Origin of the sequence: Citreicella sp. C3M06 (assembly GCF_018860705.1) — a bacterium.
Lineage (GTDB): Bacteria > Pseudomonadota > Alphaproteobacteria > Rhodobacterales > Rhodobacteraceae > Salipiger.
In genome coordinates, this window is the sequence record NZ_JAHKQA010000047.1 from 233,103 (window position 1) to 250,024 (window position 16,922).

17 protein-coding genes are annotated in these 16,922 nt (G+C 65.1%); 15 read left to right on the forward strand and 2 right to left on the reverse strand.

Annotated elements, in window-relative coordinates; translation table 11 throughout:
• The first annotated feature begins 111 nt into the window (after positions 1-111).
• The 15 genes from KO516_RS11375 to KO516_RS11445 all read left to right on the forward strand — a co-directional run bounded on the left by KO516_RS11375 (position 112) and on the right by KO516_RS11445 (position 14,811).
• Positions 112-1,224 (forward strand): zinc-binding dehydrogenase, encoded by a 1,113-nt coding sequence (locus KO516_RS11375; RefSeq protein WP_216003905.1) that lies wholly within the window; start codon positions 112-114, stop codon positions 1,222-1,224.
• 709 nt (positions 1,225-1,933) lie between these two features.
• Positions 1,934-3,541 carry an ABC transporter substrate-binding protein gene (locus tag KO516_RS11380; RefSeq protein ID WP_216003906.1) on the forward strand — a complete coding sequence of 536 codons (1,608 nt, stop codon included), beginning with the start codon at positions 1,934-1,936 and terminating at the stop codon, positions 3,539-3,541.
• Positions 3,542-3,603: 62 nt separating this feature from the next.
• On the forward strand, positions 3,604-4,296 hold the full coding sequence (locus KO516_RS11385) for a cysteine hydrolase family protein (protein WP_216003907.1): 693 nt from the start codon (positions 3,604-3,606) through the stop codon (positions 4,294-4,296).
• Positions 4,293-4,979, forward strand: coding sequence for a cysteine hydrolase family protein (locus KO516_RS11390; RefSeq protein ID WP_216003908.1), 687 nt, complete (start codon positions 4,293-4,295; stop codon positions 4,977-4,979). Before KO516_RS11385 ends, KO516_RS11390 begins: the two co-directional genes overlap by 4 nt.
• Positions 4,976-5,989, forward strand: coding sequence for an ABC transporter permease (locus KO516_RS11395; RefSeq protein WP_216003909.1), 1,014 nt, complete (start codon positions 4,976-4,978; stop codon positions 5,987-5,989). Before KO516_RS11390 ends, KO516_RS11395 begins: the two co-directional genes overlap by 4 nt.
• On the forward strand, positions 5,982-6,860 hold the full coding sequence (locus KO516_RS11400; RefSeq protein ID WP_216003910.1) for an ABC transporter permease: 879 nt from the start codon (positions 5,982-5,984) through the stop codon (positions 6,858-6,860). Before KO516_RS11395 ends, KO516_RS11400 begins: the two co-directional genes overlap by 8 nt.
• Positions 6,857-7,828, forward strand: a complete 972-nt coding sequence (locus tag KO516_RS11405) for an ABC transporter ATP-binding protein (protein WP_216003911.1) — start codon at positions 6,857-6,859, stop codon at positions 7,826-7,828. Before KO516_RS11400 ends, KO516_RS11405 begins: the two co-directional genes overlap by 4 nt.
• A complete protein-coding gene (locus KO516_RS11410) occupies positions 7,825-8,796 on the forward strand; it encodes an ABC transporter ATP-binding protein (RefSeq protein WP_216003912.1) in 972 nt (323 codons plus the stop codon). Before KO516_RS11405 ends, KO516_RS11410 begins: the two co-directional genes overlap by 4 nt.
• Positions 8,793-10,253 carry an amidase gene (locus tag KO516_RS11415; protein WP_216003913.1) on the forward strand — a complete coding sequence of 487 codons (1,461 nt, stop codon included), beginning with the start codon at positions 8,793-8,795 and terminating at the stop codon, positions 10,251-10,253. The genes KO516_RS11410 and KO516_RS11415 overlap by 4 nt, the downstream gene beginning before the upstream one ends.
• Positions 10,254-10,256: 3 nt before the next feature.
• Complete coding sequence (locus KO516_RS11420) at positions 10,257-10,466, forward strand: hypothetical protein (RefSeq protein ID WP_216003914.1); 210 nt, start codon at positions 10,257-10,259, stop codon at positions 10,464-10,466.
• Positions 10,463-11,875 (forward strand): AtzE family amidohydrolase, encoded by a 1,413-nt coding sequence (locus KO516_RS11425; protein WP_216003915.1) that lies wholly within the window; start codon positions 10,463-10,465, stop codon positions 11,873-11,875. The genes KO516_RS11420 and KO516_RS11425 overlap by 4 nt, the downstream gene beginning before the upstream one ends.
• Positions 11,872-12,270, forward strand: a complete 399-nt coding sequence (hpxZ, locus tag KO516_RS11430) for an oxalurate catabolism protein HpxZ (protein WP_216003916.1) — start codon at positions 11,872-11,874, stop codon at positions 12,268-12,270. Before KO516_RS11425 ends, hpxZ begins: the two co-directional genes overlap by 4 nt.
• On the forward strand, positions 12,267-12,956 hold the full coding sequence (locus KO516_RS11435; protein WP_216003917.1) for a GntR family transcriptional regulator: 690 nt from the start codon (positions 12,267-12,269) through the stop codon (positions 12,954-12,956). The genes hpxZ and KO516_RS11435 overlap by 4 nt, the downstream gene beginning before the upstream one ends.
• Positions 12,957-12,971: 15 nt before the next feature.
• On the forward strand, positions 12,972-13,385 hold the full coding sequence (locus KO516_RS11440; RefSeq protein WP_216003918.1) for a hypothetical protein: 414 nt from the start codon (positions 12,972-12,974) through the stop codon (positions 13,383-13,385).
• 10 nt (positions 13,386-13,395) lie between these two features.
• Positions 13,396-14,811, forward strand: coding sequence for an amidase family protein (locus tag KO516_RS11445; RefSeq protein WP_216003919.1), 1,416 nt, complete (start codon positions 13,396-13,398; stop codon positions 14,809-14,811).
• On the opposite strand, the gene KO516_RS11450 is transcribed toward KO516_RS11445, so the two are convergent.
• Both KO516_RS11450 and KO516_RS11455 read right to left on the reverse strand, forming a co-directional pair.
• The gene (locus KO516_RS11450; protein ID WP_216003920.1) at positions 14,808-15,437 is read right to left on the reverse strand and encodes an HAD family phosphatase; all 630 of its coding nucleotides are present in this window, start codon (positions 15,435-15,437) and stop codon (positions 14,808-14,810) included. The genes KO516_RS11445 and KO516_RS11450 overlap by 4 nt on opposite strands.
• On the reverse strand, positions 15,434-16,915 hold the full coding sequence (locus KO516_RS11455) for an FGGY-family carbohydrate kinase (RefSeq protein WP_216003921.1): 1,482 nt from the start codon (positions 16,913-16,915) through the stop codon (positions 15,434-15,436). The genes KO516_RS11450 and KO516_RS11455 overlap by 4 nt, the downstream gene beginning before the upstream one ends.
• Positions 16,916-16,922 lie beyond the last annotated feature (7 nt).

Below are 16,922 nucleotides of genomic sequence, written 5' to 3' on the forward strand. Positions count from 1 at the left end.
GCAGTGCTATCTGCATGCACCATACAGAGGAGGGCCGACAGCGCGCCCCGGCTCAGCCCGGCGCGCCGATCACCAACCCTCCTCGCGACACCGACTTTTGGAGACTGCAAAATGGCGACCACCGGCAAGCAATTGTTCACGACATTGGACGCGGACGGAACGTTGACCGTCGCGATCGAAACCGTGTCCCTGCCAGATCCGACCGGCAATCAGGTGCTGGTGAAAATGGAAGCGGCGCCGATCAACCCGTCGGACCTCGCCATTCTGGTCGGGGCGGCCGATATGGAAAATGCCAGCTATTCGCCCGGCAAATTCGTCGCAAAAATGCCCGAGACAGCCAACGCGGGCTCCAAAGCGCGCCACGGGCTCAAGCTGCCAGCCGGGAACGAGGGCGCCGGAACGGTGGTCGCGGCTGGCGACAGCGACACGGCCAAAGCCTTGGTCGGACAGCGCGTTTCCTGTGTGCCGGGCAATGCTTACAGCCAGTATTGCCTCGCCGATGCGGCCATGTGCCTGCCGCTGGGCGATCATTCTGCCGAGGAAGGCGCAAGCGCTTTCGTCAACCCGATGACCGCGCTGGGGTTCGTCGAGAATGCCAAGATGGATGGGCAGGACGCGATCCTGCACACGGTCGGGGCCTCCAACCTCGGCCAGATGCTGACCCGCATCTGCAAGGAAGATGGCATCGGTCTGGTCAATATCGTCCGCAAGGACAGCCAGGTCGACCTTCTCAAAGAGCTGGGCGCCACCCATGTCGTCAATTCCTCGGACAGCGACTTCATGCCCCAGCTGTGCGCTGCCATCGATGACACCGGCGCGTTTTATGGCTTTGATCCGGTTGGCGGCGGCCAGACGGTGGACACGGCCTTCAAAGCCATGGAGCAGGTCGCAGTCAGCCGGATGACAGAATATTCGCGCTATGGCTCGACCCAGCCCAAGCGCATGTTCATCTACGGGCGTCTGGACACGGGCCCCACGACCCTGTCGCCGAGCTACGGCTTTGGCTGGACCCTGTCGGGCTGGCTGCTGTTCCCCTTCCTGCAATCGGCTGGGCAGGACACCGTCAGCCGTATGCGCAAACGCGTGCGCGACAACCTCACCACCACCTTTGCCAGCCATTACAAGACGCGCGTCAATCTTGAAGAGATGCTGACCAAAGAGGCCGTGACCGATTATCGCGCGATGAAAACCGGTGAGAAATACCTCGTTACGCCCTGGTCGTAAGGCTCCGTCGCCGAAGTGGTCCGGTTGTGTCCGGGCTACTTCGGCATCAAATTGACCAGCAGCGGCGCGGGCAAGACTTGGCCTGCTGTACGCGCGCAAAGAGGAGCGCCAGCGAACCGGGCTGGCGCTTTTCAAGGAACAATATGTGGCACGACCCGGTGGTGGTCGGTGCCACAGCGCCGCGAGAAGGCATCTGAGCGCTGGCGCTGACCACGACCGCGCAAAGATCTCTGGCCCTTGCGTGCGTGGCGATACGCCCCTTGCGCTTGCGATGCGACGGGCGGGCGCTTGCGACCCAGCCTTTCCCGCATCAGGCAGCAGCAAATCTGCCTAAATCCTGTTGAAAATTACAGGGCTCACCCCGTCCCGATCTCCACAACCAACTGGCCCTGCGCAGCGCATCCGCCCCGAGCGTCACAGGTTCTGGGCGCGTCGCCCTCTGTTTGCTCTCAAAATAGAATCAAACATAACGATCAGATCGAACGCACACCCCCGATCAGATCTGCCAAATGTGCACATAACGATTCATAATTAATCAAACATTGCATACACGAATATACTTTACGCAAAAATTGTGGCGACCTCGGGCGGTGGCCTAGCAAAGCTTCGCAGCGGCCCCCGGCCCGCCTTTGGTGAACTGCGAGACCAACAGGGGGTCACCCCCTGCCCCAAGAAAAAGAGTCTCGGACCGATCCAACAGGAGCTTGAAATGACCATTTCTGCCTCGATCAAGGCGCTGAGCATCAGCGCGCTGATCGCCTCCTCGGCGGCCTTGCCCGCCATGGCGCAGTCGCGCAACGATGTGATCATTGCCGTGGGCGAACAGGGGCCGAACTCCCTTGACACCCAGACCCCCACATCAAACGACTACACCCGCATGGTGGCCTTGCAGGTCTATGACCGGCTGGTGAAACATGGCGTAAAGACGCTCGAAGACGGCACGCAAGTCTATGACAAGACCGTGGTTCTTCCCGAACTTGCCACCAGCTGGGAGGTCAGCGAGGATGGCAAGGAACTGACCTTCCATCTGCGTGATGACGCCACCTTTCACGATGGCTCGCCGGTCGAGGCCAAGGATGTCGAATGGTCCTTTGCCCGCGCCGTCGCCGCCGGGGGCTTTCCGCTGATCCAGATGGGCGCCGGGTCGATGACCGAGGCCGACCAGTTCGAAGCCGTCGACACCCACACGTTCAAAATTCATGTCCCCGATGGCAACAAGCTGGCGCTGCCGGATCTGACCACGCCGATCCCCATCGTGCTCAACTCCGACCTCGCGCTGGAACATGCCACCGAAGATGATCCTTGGGCGACCGAATGGCTGGCCAACAACACCGCCGGCGGCGGCGCCTATAATGTCGCGCGCTGGACGCCGGGCAACGAGATTGTCTTTCAGCGCTTTGACGACTGGAAGAACGGCGATCTGCCCGCGATGAAAACCGTGGTCTATCGCCAGATCGCCTCTGCCGGCACCCGTCGCGCCCTGCTGGAAAGCGGCGATGCGGATGTGTCCGTCGGCCTGCCCCCCAAGGATTTCGCCGAGCTAGGCGCAGGCGACAAGGTCAAGGTCATCGGCGTGCCCAAGCAATCGGCCATCGTGAACCTTGAGATGAACGTCACCATGCCGCCGTTCGACAACCCCTTGGTGCGCGAGGCGATGGCCTATGCCATTCCCTATGATGCGATCATGGAAAACGCCTTTTATGGCCGCGCCACGCCGATGTATGGCGCCGACAGCACCGAGTATGACGCCGCATGGCCCGTGCCCAGCCCCTATTCCACCGATCTGGACAAGGCCAAGGCGCTGCTGGCCGAAGCGGGCTATGCCGACGGGTTTGAAAGCACGATCTTTCTGGATTTGTCGCGCGCCACGGTGCGCGAACCGATTGCCCTGATGATCCAGCAGAACCTCAAGGAAATCGGCGTCGATGTGTCGATCGAAAAGGTGCCCGGCTCGAACTGGTTCTCCAAGATGTTGGAAAAATCCATGCCGATGGCGGTGACCAGCTTCCACGCATGGCTCGACTGGCCGGAATACCATTTCTACTGGACCTATTACGGCGCCAACAATTCGGTGTTCAACGTCGCCTCGCATGTGGATGACGCGCTGGATGCACAAATCCAGAAGGCCCGGTTTGAAACCGACCCCGATGCCTATGAGAGCGAAATCAAAAGCATCATCGGCACCGTCATGACAGAGCTGCCCAAGATCCCGATCGCGCAGGATTACATGGACGTGGCGATGCAGAACGACATCGAAGGCTATGTCTACTGGTTCCACACCTTCCTTGATTTCCGCACCATCTCGCGCGCGGACTGACCCTGCCCTTGGGGGCGGCCCGCGTCGCCCCCTTCATGCCCTTTCCCGTTAGGAGCAGCCCCATGACCTCGCATGTTTCGGGCCTTTATCCCTGGCCCTTCGACGGTGACTTGCGCCCAGAAAACACCGCCCTGATCATCATCGACATGCAGATCGATTTCTGCGGCGTCGGTGGCTGGGTGCATTCGCGCGGGGTCGATCTGCGCAACACCCGGCGCGCCATTGCGCCGCTGCAAACCCTGCTGGACGTGCTGCGCCCCGCCGGGGTGACGATCATCCACACCCGCGAAGGCCACCGCCCCGATCTGAGCGACTTGCCCGCCAACAAGTTGTGGCGCTCGCAACAGCTGAACGGCAATGGCATTGGCGCGCAGGGACCATTGGGGCGCTACCTGATCCGGGGCGAGCCGAACTGGGACATCATCCCCGAACTGGCCCCCGCCCCCGGAGAGATCATCATCGACAAGCCCGGCAAGGGCGCCTTCATGGGCACCGATCTGGACACGGTGCTGCGCAACCGTGGCATCCGCAACCTGATGATCGCCGGGGTCACCACCGATTGCTGTGTGCAATCCACCCTGCGCGACGCCAATGACCGGGGCTTTGAATGCCTGCTGCTCGAGGATTGCTGCGGCGCCGCCACCCACGCCAACCATGACGCACAGGTCGAGATGCTGCGCCTGTCCAACGGGCTGTACGGCTCGATATCGACATCGGGCGCGGTCATCGCCACCCTGACCGGAGCCGCCGCATGACCGATTTTCCGCAAGTGAATTCAGCCCCCTACCCGTGGCCCTTTGACGGGCGGTTTGCACCCGCGAACACCGCCTTGATCATCATCGACATGCAGCGCGATTTCTGCGACCCCGATGGCTGGGTTGGCCAGCACGGCGCTGATGTGGCCCCGATGCGCGCCATGATCGCGCCGATCCGCGCGGTGCTGGACCGGATGCGCGAACTGGGATTTCCGGTCATCCACACTCGCGAAGGCCACCGCCCCGATCTGGCCGATCTGAATGAAAACAAGCGCTGGCGCTCGGCGCGCGAGGGCGCTGAAATTGGCACCACCGGCCCCTGCGGGCGGATGTTGACGCGGGGCGAGCCGGGCTGGGAAATCGTGCCCGAGCTGACGCCTTTGCCCGGCGAGCCGATCATCGACAAGCCCGGCAAGGGCGCGTTTTACGCCACCGATCTGGAACAGATCCTGCACGCGCGCGGCATCCGCAACCTGATCTTTACCGGCGTCACCACCGATTGCTGTGTGCACACCACCATGCGCGACGCCAATGATCGCGGTTTTGAATGCATGTTGCTCGACGATTGCTGCGCCGCCTCGGCCCGGCATAACCACGCCGCGATCCTGACGTTCACCACCATGGGCGACGGGCTGTTCGGCACCGTCGCGCCCTCGGCCCGGTTGTTCGAGGCGCTGGCATGATCAAGCTGATCGCCAAGCGGTTCCTCAGCGCGCTGCCCAGCCTGATCGGGGTGATCATCGTCACCTTCGTGATCAGCCATTCGCTGCCCGGCGACCCGGCGGCCTATTTCGCAGGCCCCTCGGCCACGGCGGAATCGATCGCGGAAACCAAGGCGCGGCTGGGGCTGGACCAGCCGCTGCCAGTGCAATTCGTCGCCTATGTGGGCGATCTGATGCAGGGCGATCTGGGCCGCTCGTTCAATTCGGGCCAGCCGGTGCTGACCGACCTCATCCGCCGCCTGCCCGCGTCGTTCGAGCTGACGCTTTACGCGCTGGTGTTTGCGATTGTCGTCGCGGTGCCGCTGGGCCTGTGGGCGGCGGTCAATCCGGGGTCGTGGATCGACCATCTGTGCCGGGGCACGGTGACGGCGGCGGCGGCCTTCCCGTCGTTCTTTACCGCTCTGGTGCTGATTTTCGTGTTTTACTATAAACTTGGCTGGGCCCCGTCGCCCATCGGGCGGTTGGCGATCTACTTCCCGCTGCCCCCCACGATTACCGGCTTTTTCACCATCGACGCGCTGATCGCCGGGGATTTCGCCACCGCGCGCGCAGCGTTGGGGCAGCTTATCCTTCCTGCCATCTCGCTGGGACTGTTCGCGCTGGCCCCGCTGGCGCGGATGACGCGCGCCTCGATGATCGGCGTGCTGGGCAGCGATTTCATCACCACCGCCAAAGCCGGAGGCCTGCCGCGCCGCACCATCCTGTGGACCTACGGGTTTCGCAACGCGCTGCTGCCGGTGGTCAATATCCTTGGCATGATCTTTTCCTTTCTGCTCGGGGCGAATGTGCTGATCGAACAGGTGTTTGGCTGGCCCGGCATCGGCTCTTACGCGGTCGAGGCGGTACTGACATCGGACTATGCCGCCATTCAGGGCTTTGTCGTGATGATGGCCATTCTCTACATCCTGCTCAATCTGGGCGTGGATATCCTCAACATGATCGTTGATCCAAGGGTGCGCTACGATGACTGACCAGATTGCCCATCCAGAGCCCTCGCGGCTGGCCAATATCTGGTCCGGCTTTGCCCATGCGATGAAAAGCAACCCGCTGACCGCCTTTGCCATGGCGCTGTTCTTGCTGTTCGTCATCGCCGCCGTGCTGGGGGAAACCATCGCGCCCTACGATCCGCTCGCCAGCACCGGGGCGACGCTGCAACCGCCCAGCTGGGCGCATCCCTTTGGCACCGACCAGCTGGGCCGCGACGTGCTGAGCCGCACCATCGTCGCCGCCCGCGTCGATTTCGGCATTGCCATCGCGGCGGTGTCGATCTCGTTCCTGCTTGGGCTCGGGCTGGGGGCGGCGGCGGGCTATTATGGCGGCTGGACCGACCGGATCGTGGGCCGCATGGTCGACACGATCATGGCCTTTCCGCTGTTCGTTCTGGCGATGGGGGTGGTGGCGGCGCTTGGCAACACGGTGTGGAACATCGTCTACGCCACCGCCATCATCAACCTGCCGTTTTACATCCGCTTTGCCCGCGCCGAGGTGAATTCCCGCCGCGATGCCGGTTTTGTCGAGGCCGCGCGCCTCAGCGGCAATGGCTCGGTGCGCATTCTGGCGGTGCATCTGGTGCCCAACATCCTGCCGCCGATGATGGTGCAGGTGTCGCTGAACCTTGGCTGGGCGATCCTGAACGCGGCGGGGCTGTCGTTCATCGGGCTCGGGGTGCGCCCGCCGACCCCGGAATGGGGGATCATGGTGTCCGAAGGCGCCAATTACATCTTTTCGGGCGAGTGGTGGATCTTTTTCTTTCCCGGCATGGCGCTGGTGCTCGCGGTGTTCTGTTTCAACCTGCTGGGCGACGGGCTGCGCGACATCATCGATCCGAAAGGGCGCACATGACCCCGTTGCTTGATATCCAGAACCTCAGCGTCGATTTCGCCACCCGTGACGGCACGGTGCATGCGCTGGAAAACGTCTCGTTCCAACTGGCGCGCGGCGAGACCATGGGCCTTGTCGGAGAAAGCGGCTCGGGCAAATCGGTGTCGGCCTATGCGGTGATGCGGCTGCTGGGCGGCTCGGCGCGGGTGCGGGCGGATCGGATGATCTCGGGCGGGGTCGATTTGCTGACCGCCACCGACGCCGAGGTCGCCGCCCTGCGCGGCAAGCGCATGACGATGATCTTTCAGAACGCCCGTTCGGCGCTGAACCCGATCCGCCCGATCGGGCAACAGATCGCCGATGTGCTGCGCGTTCACCGTGCCATGCCGCGGCGCGCCGCCAAACAGGCCGCCATCGCCGCCCTGGCCGAGGTGCGCATACCCGACCCCGAACGCCGCTATCACGCCTATCCGTTCGAGCTGTCGGGCGGCATGTGCCAGCGGGTGATGATCGCGCTGGCCTTTGCCAGCGAGCCGGAACTGCTGATCGCGGATGAGCCGACCACTGGCTTGGATGTGACCACGCAGGCCGTCATCATGGACCTGATCCGCGAGAAATCCTCGCAGCGGCGCATGTCGACCATCCTGATCACCCATGATCTGACGCTGGCGGCGGAATATTGCGACCGCTTCGCGGTGATGCACGCGGGCCATGTGGTGGAACAAGGCACCACTGCCGACATCTTTGAACGGGCAGCGCACCCCTATACCGGCCTGCTGATGAAGGCGACGCCGCATGGCGCATCCAACCTGTCGGACCTTGCGGCGATCCCCGGATCGCTGCCCGATCTGCGCCGCGATCTGCCGCCCTGCCGCTTTGTGCATCGCTGCGCGCACAGCGCCCCGGCCTGCGCCGCCGCCCTGCCGCGCGTGCCGCTAGAGCCCAGCCACGAGGTGTCCTGCCACATGCCATGGAAGGTTTCCGCATGAGCGATCCGCTTCTTGAACTTGACGCCCTGCAAAAGATCTACCCCACCGGGTCGGGCCAGTTGCACGCGGTGGATGGCGTCAGCCTGACGCTGAACCGGGGCGAAAGCCTTGGGTTGGTAGGGGAATCCGGCTGCGGAAAATCAACGCTGGTGCGGGTGCTCGCCCGGCTGATCGACCCGAGCGCCGGGGCGATCCGCATCGATGGGCAAAGCATCGGCGACATCCCCGCGCGGCGCTTTGGCACCCACCCGCAGCGCAAGCGCATTCAGGTGGTGTTCCAAGACCCGACCGATAGCCTCAACCCGCAGTTTCGCATCTTTGACAGCATCGCCGACCCGCTGCGCCGACTGGGCGGGCGCAAAACCCGCACCGAGGTCAGCGACGCCGTGTACGAGGCCGCGCGCATCACCCGCCTGCCGCCCGAACTGCTGATGCGCTATCCCCACCAGCTATCGGGCGGCCAAAAGGCCCGCGTCGGCATTGCCCGTGCTATCATCTTGCGCCCCGATGTGCTGATCCTTGACGAGCCGACATCGGCGCTGGATGTGTCGGTGCAGGTGGTGATCCTGCAATTGCTGGGCGAATTGCGCGAAACGCTGGGCATGAGCTATCTGTTCGTCAGCCATGATCTGAACGTGGTCAAGCTGGTCTGCGACCGGGTGGCGGTGATGTATCTGGGCAAGATCATAGAATGCGCCCCGGTGGATCAGATATTCGCGCGCCCCGCCCACCCCTATACCCGCGCGCTGCTCTCGGCCATTCCGGGGGCGCGCGACACCGCCCGCATCCGGCTGGACGGAGAGCCGCGCAGCCCCATCGACCCCGCCCCCAACGTCTGCCGTTTCTACGGGCGTTGCCCCATGGGTCAGGATCTGTGCGCCCAAAAGGCCCCGCCCCTGACCAATATCGGCGCCCATTCCGCCGCCTGCCATTTCCGACTGGACACAAGACAAGAGGTGCTCGCATGAGCCTGACCCATCAAGATTACGCCACCCTGTCCGCCGCCGAGATCGCCGAGGCGGTCGCGAGCGGCAAATATTCCGCTGCCGAGGTGAGCGAGGCCGCCATCGCCCGGATGGAGCTGACCGAGCCGCATCTGCACGCCTTCTGCAACCCCGCACCAGAGCTCGCGCGCAAAACCGCTGCCGCAATCGATGCGGCACGCGCGGCGGGTGAAACGCTGGGTCCGCTGGCGGGGGTGCCGGTGGGGATCAAGGATCTGGTCGCGACCAAGGATCTTGTCACCGCCATGGGCTCGACCATCTACCGCGACTTCCTGCCCGAAGACGACGATATCGTGGTCGAACGGCTAAAGGCCGCCGGCGCGGTGATCATCGGCAAGACCAACGTACCGGAGTTCGGCTACAGCGGCGTCGGCCACAACCCGGTGTTCGAAACCACGCGCAACCCGTGGAACACCGAATTGACGCCCGGCGGGTCCTCGGCCGGGTCGGGGGCATCGGTCGCGGCGGGGGTCACGCCTTTTGCCATCGGCTCGGATGGCGGCGGATCGGTGCGCATCCCCTCGGCCCATTGCGGGCTGGTCGGGGTCAAGGCGTCGATGGGCCGCGTGCCTTTGTGGCCCGGCTGCCGCGATGAACGCTTTCCCGGCGTATCCAGCTGGGAGAGCCTTGAACATATCGGCCCGATGGCGCGCACGGTATCCGACGCGGCCCTGATGCTGTCGGTGATCACCGGCCCTGACATGCGCGACCGCCACAGCATCCCGGCGGATGTGGACTGGCTGGAGGCGGCCAAGGCGGGCGATCTGCCCAAGCTGCGCATCGCCTTCAGCGAAGATTTCGGCTATCTGGCGGTCGACCCCGAGGTGCGCCGCGTGGTGCGCGAGGCCGCCGCGGTGTTCGAGCGTGATCTGGGCTGCGAGGTGGTCTCGGCCGATCCCGGCTGGAGCGATCCGGGCAATGATTTCTGGGGCCTCGTGCTGGCCGACAGCGACCTTGCCGGGATGCGCGCGTGGTTGCCCGAACACGGTGCCAACATGTCGCCGCATCTGGTGCAGATGTTACAGACCCGGCACGATGACGAGGCGCTGACCAATGCAAACATGGCCCGCAAAAAGCTGTGCAACATCGCGGCGCGGTTCTTTGGGCAGTACGATCTGCTGATCTCGCCGACGCTGACGGTGCCGCCCTTTGCGCTGCACATGCAGGGGCCGGAAAAGACCGAAGGGCGCATCGTCGATCCATCAGCCTGGCTGGGCTTCTGCTTTCCGTTCAACATGACCGGCCAGCCGGCGGCCTCGGTTCCGGCGGGGCTGACCAGCGATGGCCTGCCGGTGGGTTTGCAGATCATCGGGCGGCATCTGGACGACCCGCTGGTGCTGCGCGCCGCCGCCGCCTTCGAGACCGCGCGCCCGTGGTCGGCCCTGCGCCCGCCGTTGATCGACATGCTGGAAGGGGCGTAACCCATGGCCCATACCGTTGACGACGCCCGCCGCGCGCTGGCTGCGCTTGGCTTTCACCCTGCCGCAGACCGTCTGCCTGCCATCGCCGCGATCCTTGATCAGAACGCGGCGGCGGTCAGCGTGGTGATGAACGCGCCGCTGCGCCCGGCTTGCGAAAACGCCCCGGTGTGGCGTGTGCCGGTCTGGGACCAAAGCGGAAAGGACACCGCATGACGACCGCCTGGATCGACCTTTCCGCCCATGAAATCGCGGCACAGGTCCGCAGTGGCACCATGACCGCGCGCCAATCGGTGCAGGCGGCGCTGGCGCGCCTGCGTGAAACCGACCCCGGCCTGATCGCATTCACCACCGTGACCGAGGCCCGCGCCCTTGCCCGCGCCGATGCCATCGACGCACAGCTTGCCGCGGGGCAGGATCCCGGCCCGCTCACCGGCGTTCCCTTCGCGGTCAAGGATCTGGTGGATGTGGCTGGCGTGATCACGCGCGCAGGATCGAAGATCAACCTCGACAATGCCCCCGCAAGCGCCGATGCTCCGGTTGTCACCCGGCTGGAAGCGGCGGGCGGCATTCTCATCGGCGCGCTGAACATGGGCGAATATGCTTATGATTTCACCGGAGAAAACGCCCATGTCGGGTCCACCCGCAACCCGCGCGACCCGTCGCGGCGCTCTGGTGGGTCATCGGGCGGGTCGGGCGCGGCGGTCGCCGCGGGCATGGTGCCGCTAGCCGTGGGGTCCGATACCAACGGGTCGATCCGGGTGCCATCGAGCTGGTGCGGGCTGTTCGGGCTCAAGGCGACCTATGGGCGGGTGCCGCGCACCGGCACCTTTCCCTTTGTCGACAGCTTCGATCACATCGGCCCGATGGCGCGCTCTGTGCAGGATCTCGCCATCGCGCTGGAGGCGATGCAGGGCGTCGATGCAGGCGATCCGGCAAGCCAAGACCACCCGCCCTGCCCGGCGCTGAGCACGCTTGAAACCGGCATCGACGGGCTGCGCCTTGCCCGCGGCGCCGGGCATTTCGCCCCCGCCCCCGGCCCCGCCAAGGACGCGCTGGATCGTTGCTGCGCCGCGCTTGGCATCACCGCCGAGATCACCGTGCCGGGCGTGGCCGAGGCCCGCGCCGCCGCGATGATCATCACCGCGGTCGAAGGCGCGGCGACGCATGTGGAATCGCTGCAAACCCGCCCCGAGGATTTTGGCGCCCCGATCCGCGACCGTCTGATCGCGGGCGCGCTGATCCCCGGCGTGGCCTATGTGCGCGCGCAGCGCCTGCGCCGCCAGTTTGCCGAAGATATGGCCCGCGTGTTCGAAAGCATCGATGCGATCCTTGTGCCCACCACGCCTTTTGCCGCGCCGCCCATCGACGATGACATGATCGTGGTGAACGGGCGGCCCGAGAATTACCGCGCCCATATCGGCCCCTATGTGCAGCCCATCAGCTTTATTGGTCTGCCGGTGGTGTCGGTCCCGGTGCAGAACGCCGACGGGGCGCTGCCCATCGGCGTGCAGATCATCGCGCCGCCTTGGCGCGAAGACATCGCCCTGCGTATCGCCCGCGCGCTGGAAGCCTCTGGCACCTGCGCCGCCCCCACTGCCCAGATCAAAGAGACCACCGCATGACCCGCGACGACATCAACCTGCCCGGCCCGCTGGCCGAAATCACCGCCGCCTTCAACCGTTATGAGGCGGCGCTGATCGGCAATGACGTCGAGGTGCTCGACGAGCTGTTCCTGATCGATGCGCGCACCATTCGCTATGGCATCGCCGAGAACCTCTATGGCCACGCCGAGATCGCGGAATTTCGCGCCTCGCGTCCCGCAACCGGGCATGAGCGCAGGCTGGATCGCACGGTCATTACCTCTTATGGCAGCGATTTCGCCACGGCGATGACCCTGTTCCACCGGGGCGGCGGCGATCGCATCGGGCGGCAATCGCAGACATGGGCCCGCATCGATGGCAACTGGCGCATCGTCGCGGCCCATGTCAGCGTCATTCCAACCCCGGAGGCTGTATGAGCGACACACCCCCACCGCTGCGCCTTGCCCCCGGCGAAACCCGCACCGCCGCGCTGGTGCGCGAGCTGAGCGCGCAGATCGTTTCGGGCAAGCTGCCACCGGGGAAGAAACTGGACGAAGCCGCCATCGGCGATCTTTTCGGCCTGTCGCGCACCCCCGTGCGCGAGGCGCTGCGCGAGCTGGCGGTGATCGGTCTGGTCGAAACCCGCCCGCATCGCGGCGCCTATGTGGCCGAGGTCTCGACCGCGCAGATGATGGAAAAGTTCGAATTCATGGCCGAACTCGAAGGTCTGTGCGCCGGCTATGCCGCCCGTCGCATGACAGTGGATGACAAGGCGCGGCTCGACAAGATCCACGATGGCGGCATGGTGCTGGTCGAACGCCGCGACCGGGCAGGATATCGCGCCCACAACACGATCCTGCACGAGGCCATCTATGAGGGGGCCCGCAACGACAGCTTGCGCGACGCCACCCTGTCGATCCGCCGCGCGGTGGCCGCCTTTCGCGCCGCGCAGTTCGATCTCAAGGAACGGATCGGCAATTCGCAGGTCGAACATGGGCTGATCATTGCCGCGATCCGCGCTGGCGATGCGGATCAGGCGAGCCAGCTGATGCGCCGCCATATCCTGACCGTGATGCAGGCCGCCGAGGCTTATCTGCGCGAAAAACGCGTGATCCCCATCTGACAAAAGGCCCCAGCAATGACCTCTTCTTCCCCCGACACCCTGCTGTTGGCCGTCTGCGGCGCGCATATGCGCGGCATGGCGCTTGAATCCCAGATGCAGAGCTGCGGCGCGCGCTATGACAGCGATGCGCAAACCGATGACAGCTATCGGTTCTACGCGCTGACCGCCAAGGACCCGATCCGCCCCGGCCTGATCCGGGGCATGCCGGGCAGCGGCGCGCCGATCGCGGTCGAACTGTGGGCGATCTCACCCGCCGGGCTGGGCAGGCTGATGAGTATGATCGACGCGCCCCTTGGCATCGGCACCGTGACGCTGTCCGACACGCGCCGGGTCAAAGGCTTTGTCTGCGAAGCCATCGCCGCCACGGCGGATGCGCAGGACATCACCGAGCTTGGCTCTTGGCGCCGCTTTCTCGCGACCCGAACATAAAGGACCCCCCATGACCAATTCCCCTTGGGACCGCGCCACCGGCGCGCTGGATATCGCCACGCTCAAGGCCTGTTATGCCGATGGCCGCCTGACACCGGAAACCCTGATCGACGCGATTTATGACCGCATCGCCGCGCGCGGCGAGGATCACGTCTGGATTCACCTGATCGCGCGAGAGACATCAAAGGCGCGCGCCCGTGCGCTGATGGCCGACCCTTGCGCCGTCGATCTGCCACTGTATGGCATCCCTTTCGGCATCAAGGACAATATCGATCTGGCGGGCCTGCCCACAACCGCCGCCGTGCGCGCCTGGGCCCGGATGGCCGACACCACCAGCCCCTTGGTGCAAACCCTGCTGGATGCGGGCGCCATCCCCATCGGCAAGCAGAATCAGGACCAGCTGGGCATGGGCGTGGTCGGCGTGCGCAGCGATTATGGCATCCCGCAATGTTGCTTTGACAGCCGTTACATCAGCGGCGGGTCGACCTCGGGCGGGGGTGTCAGCGTCGGTGCGGGGCTGGTCAGCTTTGCGGTGGCCAATGATGCCGCCGGATCGGGCCGGGTGCCCGCCGCGCTGAACAATATCGTGGGCTACAAACCAACGCCGGGGCTGATCCCGCGGGCGCGGGCCTCATTGGCGGGGATGGTGGGCACCGAGAATTTCCTGACCCTGACCATGGCCGACAGCGTGCTGCTGACAAACCTGTGGTTCGCCTATGAGCCGAGCGATCCGTTTTCCAAACCGCAAGCCGATGGGTTTCGCATCACCACCAACCCCGCCCCCGACACGTTCCGTTTTGCCATTCCCGATGAGGCGACGCTGGACACCGATGGCGATGGCGACTCCGAACGGCTGTTTCGCGAAAACGTCGCGCGGCTGTGCGCGCTTGGCGGCACGGCGGTGCCGATCGACATGACGCCCTATCTGACAGCGGCCCGGATGCTGTATGACGGCCCGTTCATCGCGCAGCGCTATGCCAATTTTGGCGATAAGTTCGATGGCGACGAAGACGCGCTATGCCCCGCCACCCGCGAAATCCTGTCATGGGGGCGCAACTATACCGCCCGCGACGTGTTCAAGGCGCAATATGTCATTGCCGGCTACAAGCAGCAGATCCGCGCGCTGTTCAAGGATGTCGATCTGCTGGTCACGCCGACCTCGCCGTCGACCTATACGATCGAGGCGGTGCTCGCGGACAATATCGCGCTGAATGCCAGAATGGGCACCTATACCAACTTTGTGAACCTGCTCGATCTGCCCGCCGTGTCGATCCCCGCAGGGTTTCGCAAAGATGGCATTCCGCTGGGCACCATGCTGATCGGCCCGTCGCTGGGCGACGATCTGATTTGCCGCATCGGCGGGGCGCTGCATGCCGCACTTGGCATTGCGCCGGGGATAGCAGGCAGACCCGCGCCCGCCGCCTAAGCCCAGCCCACGCCCAGCATCGGGGGAATGTCGCGCAGCCCGGAGATCTCCTGCGCACCGGGTTGTGGCAGTCCCAGAGCAGCAACAGCGAGCCCGGCAGCAAGCGCTGACAGCACCCCGGTGGCGCTGTCCTCGACCGCGAGAACCTGCGCTGGCGGCAGGCCGAGTGCGCGCGCGCCGCGCTCATAGGGCTCGGGGTCGGGCTTGCCGTTGCGCACATCGTCCAGCGAGATCGACGTCGTCAACAGCTCGGCCACGCCAAGCGCCGCCAGATTGGCATCCACCACCTGCCGCCCGGAATTCGACACCGCAACCTGCGGCACCCCGGCCTGTGCCAGCGCCCGGATCACCGCGACCGCATCGGGGATCTGGCAAAGCTCCTGCGCGCGCGCGACATAGCTGTTCTGGATCGCCTCCATCCATGCCGCGCCCGACAGCCCCTTGGGCAGATCCGGGGCAAGGGCGGCCCAGACATCCTGTATATGCACCCCAAGGAACCGGTCGACCGGATCGTCACGCAGATCCAGCCCGTGCGACAGGCAAACGTCGATCAGCACCCGGTGGTGCAACGGCTCGCTGTCCACAAGCGTGCCATCGATGTCCCATGCCACACCGCGCAGCCTCATGCCCGCATGCCTTTCAGCCGCGCGTATAGCTCGTGATAGCGCGCATAGCCCGCATCATAGACCGCGCGGTTTTCAGCCCGTGGCTGGATCAGCTCGGCGTTGGACACAAAGGCGGAAATCCCGTGCCAATCGGCCAGATCGCAGCCCACCGCAGCGGTCCACGCCGCGCCAAGGCACGACCCCGGATGGCTGCCGAGCCGCTGCACCGGCGCGCCGATGATATCGGCGACGATCTGCATCCAGACCCCACTGGCCGCGCCGCCATCCGACACCAGAAAGCGTTGCGGCTCGTGCCCCATGTCGCGCAGCACATCGACGTGATGGCGCAGCGCATAGCCATAGCTTTCCAGCACCGCCCGCCACAGATGGCCCAAGCTATGCGACAGGGTCAGGCCTTCGATCACGCCGCGCGCCGCAGGATCGTGGATCGGAGTCTTTTCGCCCAGAAAAAACGGCAGCACGCTCAGATCGTCGGCCCCCGCAGCCACCGCATCAGCAAGGCGGTCCAGCCCTGCATGGGGGGACCCGCCGAAATCGCGCCCCTCGCAAAAGGTGCGCACAAACCAGTTCAGCACCGACCCGCCGGTCGACATGCAGCCGTTGGGCATGAACAGCCCCGGAATAAGATGGTAATCCAGATACAGCCGCGCATCGGGAACCGGCTGATCGGTCGCGGTCATCACATCGACCGCCCCGCCGAATTTCAGCAACACATCCCCCGCTTGCGTCACCCCGGCCCCCAGCGCCGAGGCGATCATGTCTGCCGCGCCCCCCGTCACCGGGGTTCCGACGGCAAGCCCGGTGGCGGCGGCGGCGGCGGCGCTTACATGGCCCTGCACCGCAGTGCTTTCGATCCGGGGCGGCAGCGCCTCCCACGGCACGCCGGTCATCTCGGCCAGTTCAGGCGACAGGGCTGCGGTGGCGATTTCGGTCACGCCCGCCTCCAGCGCCCAGTTCTGTTCCACGGTTTTCACCTCGGTCAGGCGCCAGTTGATGTAATCGTAGGATCCAAACACCGTGGCGATGCGCGCGTGGATGTCAGGTTCGTGCCGGGCCAGCCAGCGCAGCTTGGCCCCGACAAGCTGCTGGTTCACACCATTGCCAGCGCGGGCGAGAAACGCGTCCTCGTCGATCTCATTGCGCAGCTCGGTGACCTCGGCGCCGCAGCGCCCGTCGCTTTGCTGGATCGACGGGCGCAATACGGCGCCGTCCTCATCCAGTAGCACCACGGCGGGCAGCATCCCCGAAGTGCCGATGGCGGCGATCTCACCGGCCTCGCGCCCGGTTTCGGCCAGCAGCTCCGGCACGATCTCGCAGACGTTGCGCCACCAGTCGGCGGGGTCTTCTTCGGCCCAGCCCGGGTGGGGCGAGCGCAAGGTCACCGGGCGCGAAGCCACCGCAAGGATGCGGTCGGGCAATTCCAGCAGCAGGCCGATGGTCGAGGTGGTGCCAATATCAAGGCCCAGAACAAGCGTCATGGGCGCA

Coding starts and splice junctions, on each gene's coding strand:
- KO516_RS11380 (WP_216003906.1), top strand. CDS start 1,934: ATGACCATTTCTGCCTCGATCAAGGCGCTGAGCATCAGCGCGCTGATC.
- KO516_RS11400 (WP_216003910.1), top strand. CDS start 5,982: ATGACTGACCAGATTGCCCATCCAGAGCCCTCGCGGCTGGCCAATATC.
- KO516_RS11405 (WP_216003911.1), top strand. CDS start 6,857: ATGACCCCGTTGCTTGATATCCAGAACCTCAGCGTCGATTTCGCCACC.
- KO516_RS11455 (WP_216003921.1), bottom strand. CDS start 16,915: ATGACGCTTGTTCTGGGCCTTGATATTGGCACCACCTCGACCATCGGC.
- KO516_RS11440 (WP_216003918.1), top strand. CDS start 12,972: ATGACCTCTTCTTCCCCCGACACCCTGCTGTTGGCCGTCTGCGGCGCG.
- hpxZ (WP_216003916.1), top strand. CDS start 11,872: ATGACCCGCGACGACATCAACCTGCCCGGCCCGCTGGCCGAAATCACC.
- KO516_RS11435 (WP_216003917.1), top strand. CDS start 12,267: ATGAGCGACACACCCCCACCGCTGCGCCTTGCCCCCGGCGAAACCCGC.
- KO516_RS11410 (WP_216003912.1), top strand. CDS start 7,825: ATGAGCGATCCGCTTCTTGAACTTGACGCCCTGCAAAAGATCTACCCC.
- KO516_RS11390 (WP_216003908.1), top strand. CDS start 4,293: ATGACCGATTTTCCGCAAGTGAATTCAGCCCCCTACCCGTGGCCCTTT.
- KO516_RS11425 (WP_216003915.1), top strand. CDS start 10,463: ATGACGACCGCCTGGATCGACCTTTCCGCCCATGAAATCGCGGCACAG.
- KO516_RS11415 (WP_216003913.1), top strand. CDS start 8,793: ATGAGCCTGACCCATCAAGATTACGCCACCCTGTCCGCCGCCGAGATC.
- KO516_RS11445 (WP_216003919.1), top strand. CDS start 13,396: ATGACCAATTCCCCTTGGGACCGCGCCACCGGCGCGCTGGATATCGCC.
- KO516_RS11375 (WP_216003905.1), top strand. CDS start 112: ATGGCGACCACCGGCAAGCAATTGTTCACGACATTGGACGCGGACGGA.
- KO516_RS11385 (WP_216003907.1), top strand. CDS start 3,604: ATGACCTCGCATGTTTCGGGCCTTTATCCCTGGCCCTTCGACGGTGAC.
- KO516_RS11450 (WP_216003920.1), bottom strand. CDS start 15,437: ATGAGGCTGCGCGGTGTGGCATGGGACATCGATGGCACGCTTGTGGAC.
- KO516_RS11420 (WP_216003914.1), top strand. CDS start 10,257: ATGGCCCATACCGTTGACGACGCCCGCCGCGCGCTGGCTGCGCTTGGC.
- KO516_RS11395 (WP_216003909.1), top strand. CDS start 4,976: ATGATCAAGCTGATCGCCAAGCGGTTCCTCAGCGCGCTGCCCAGCCTG.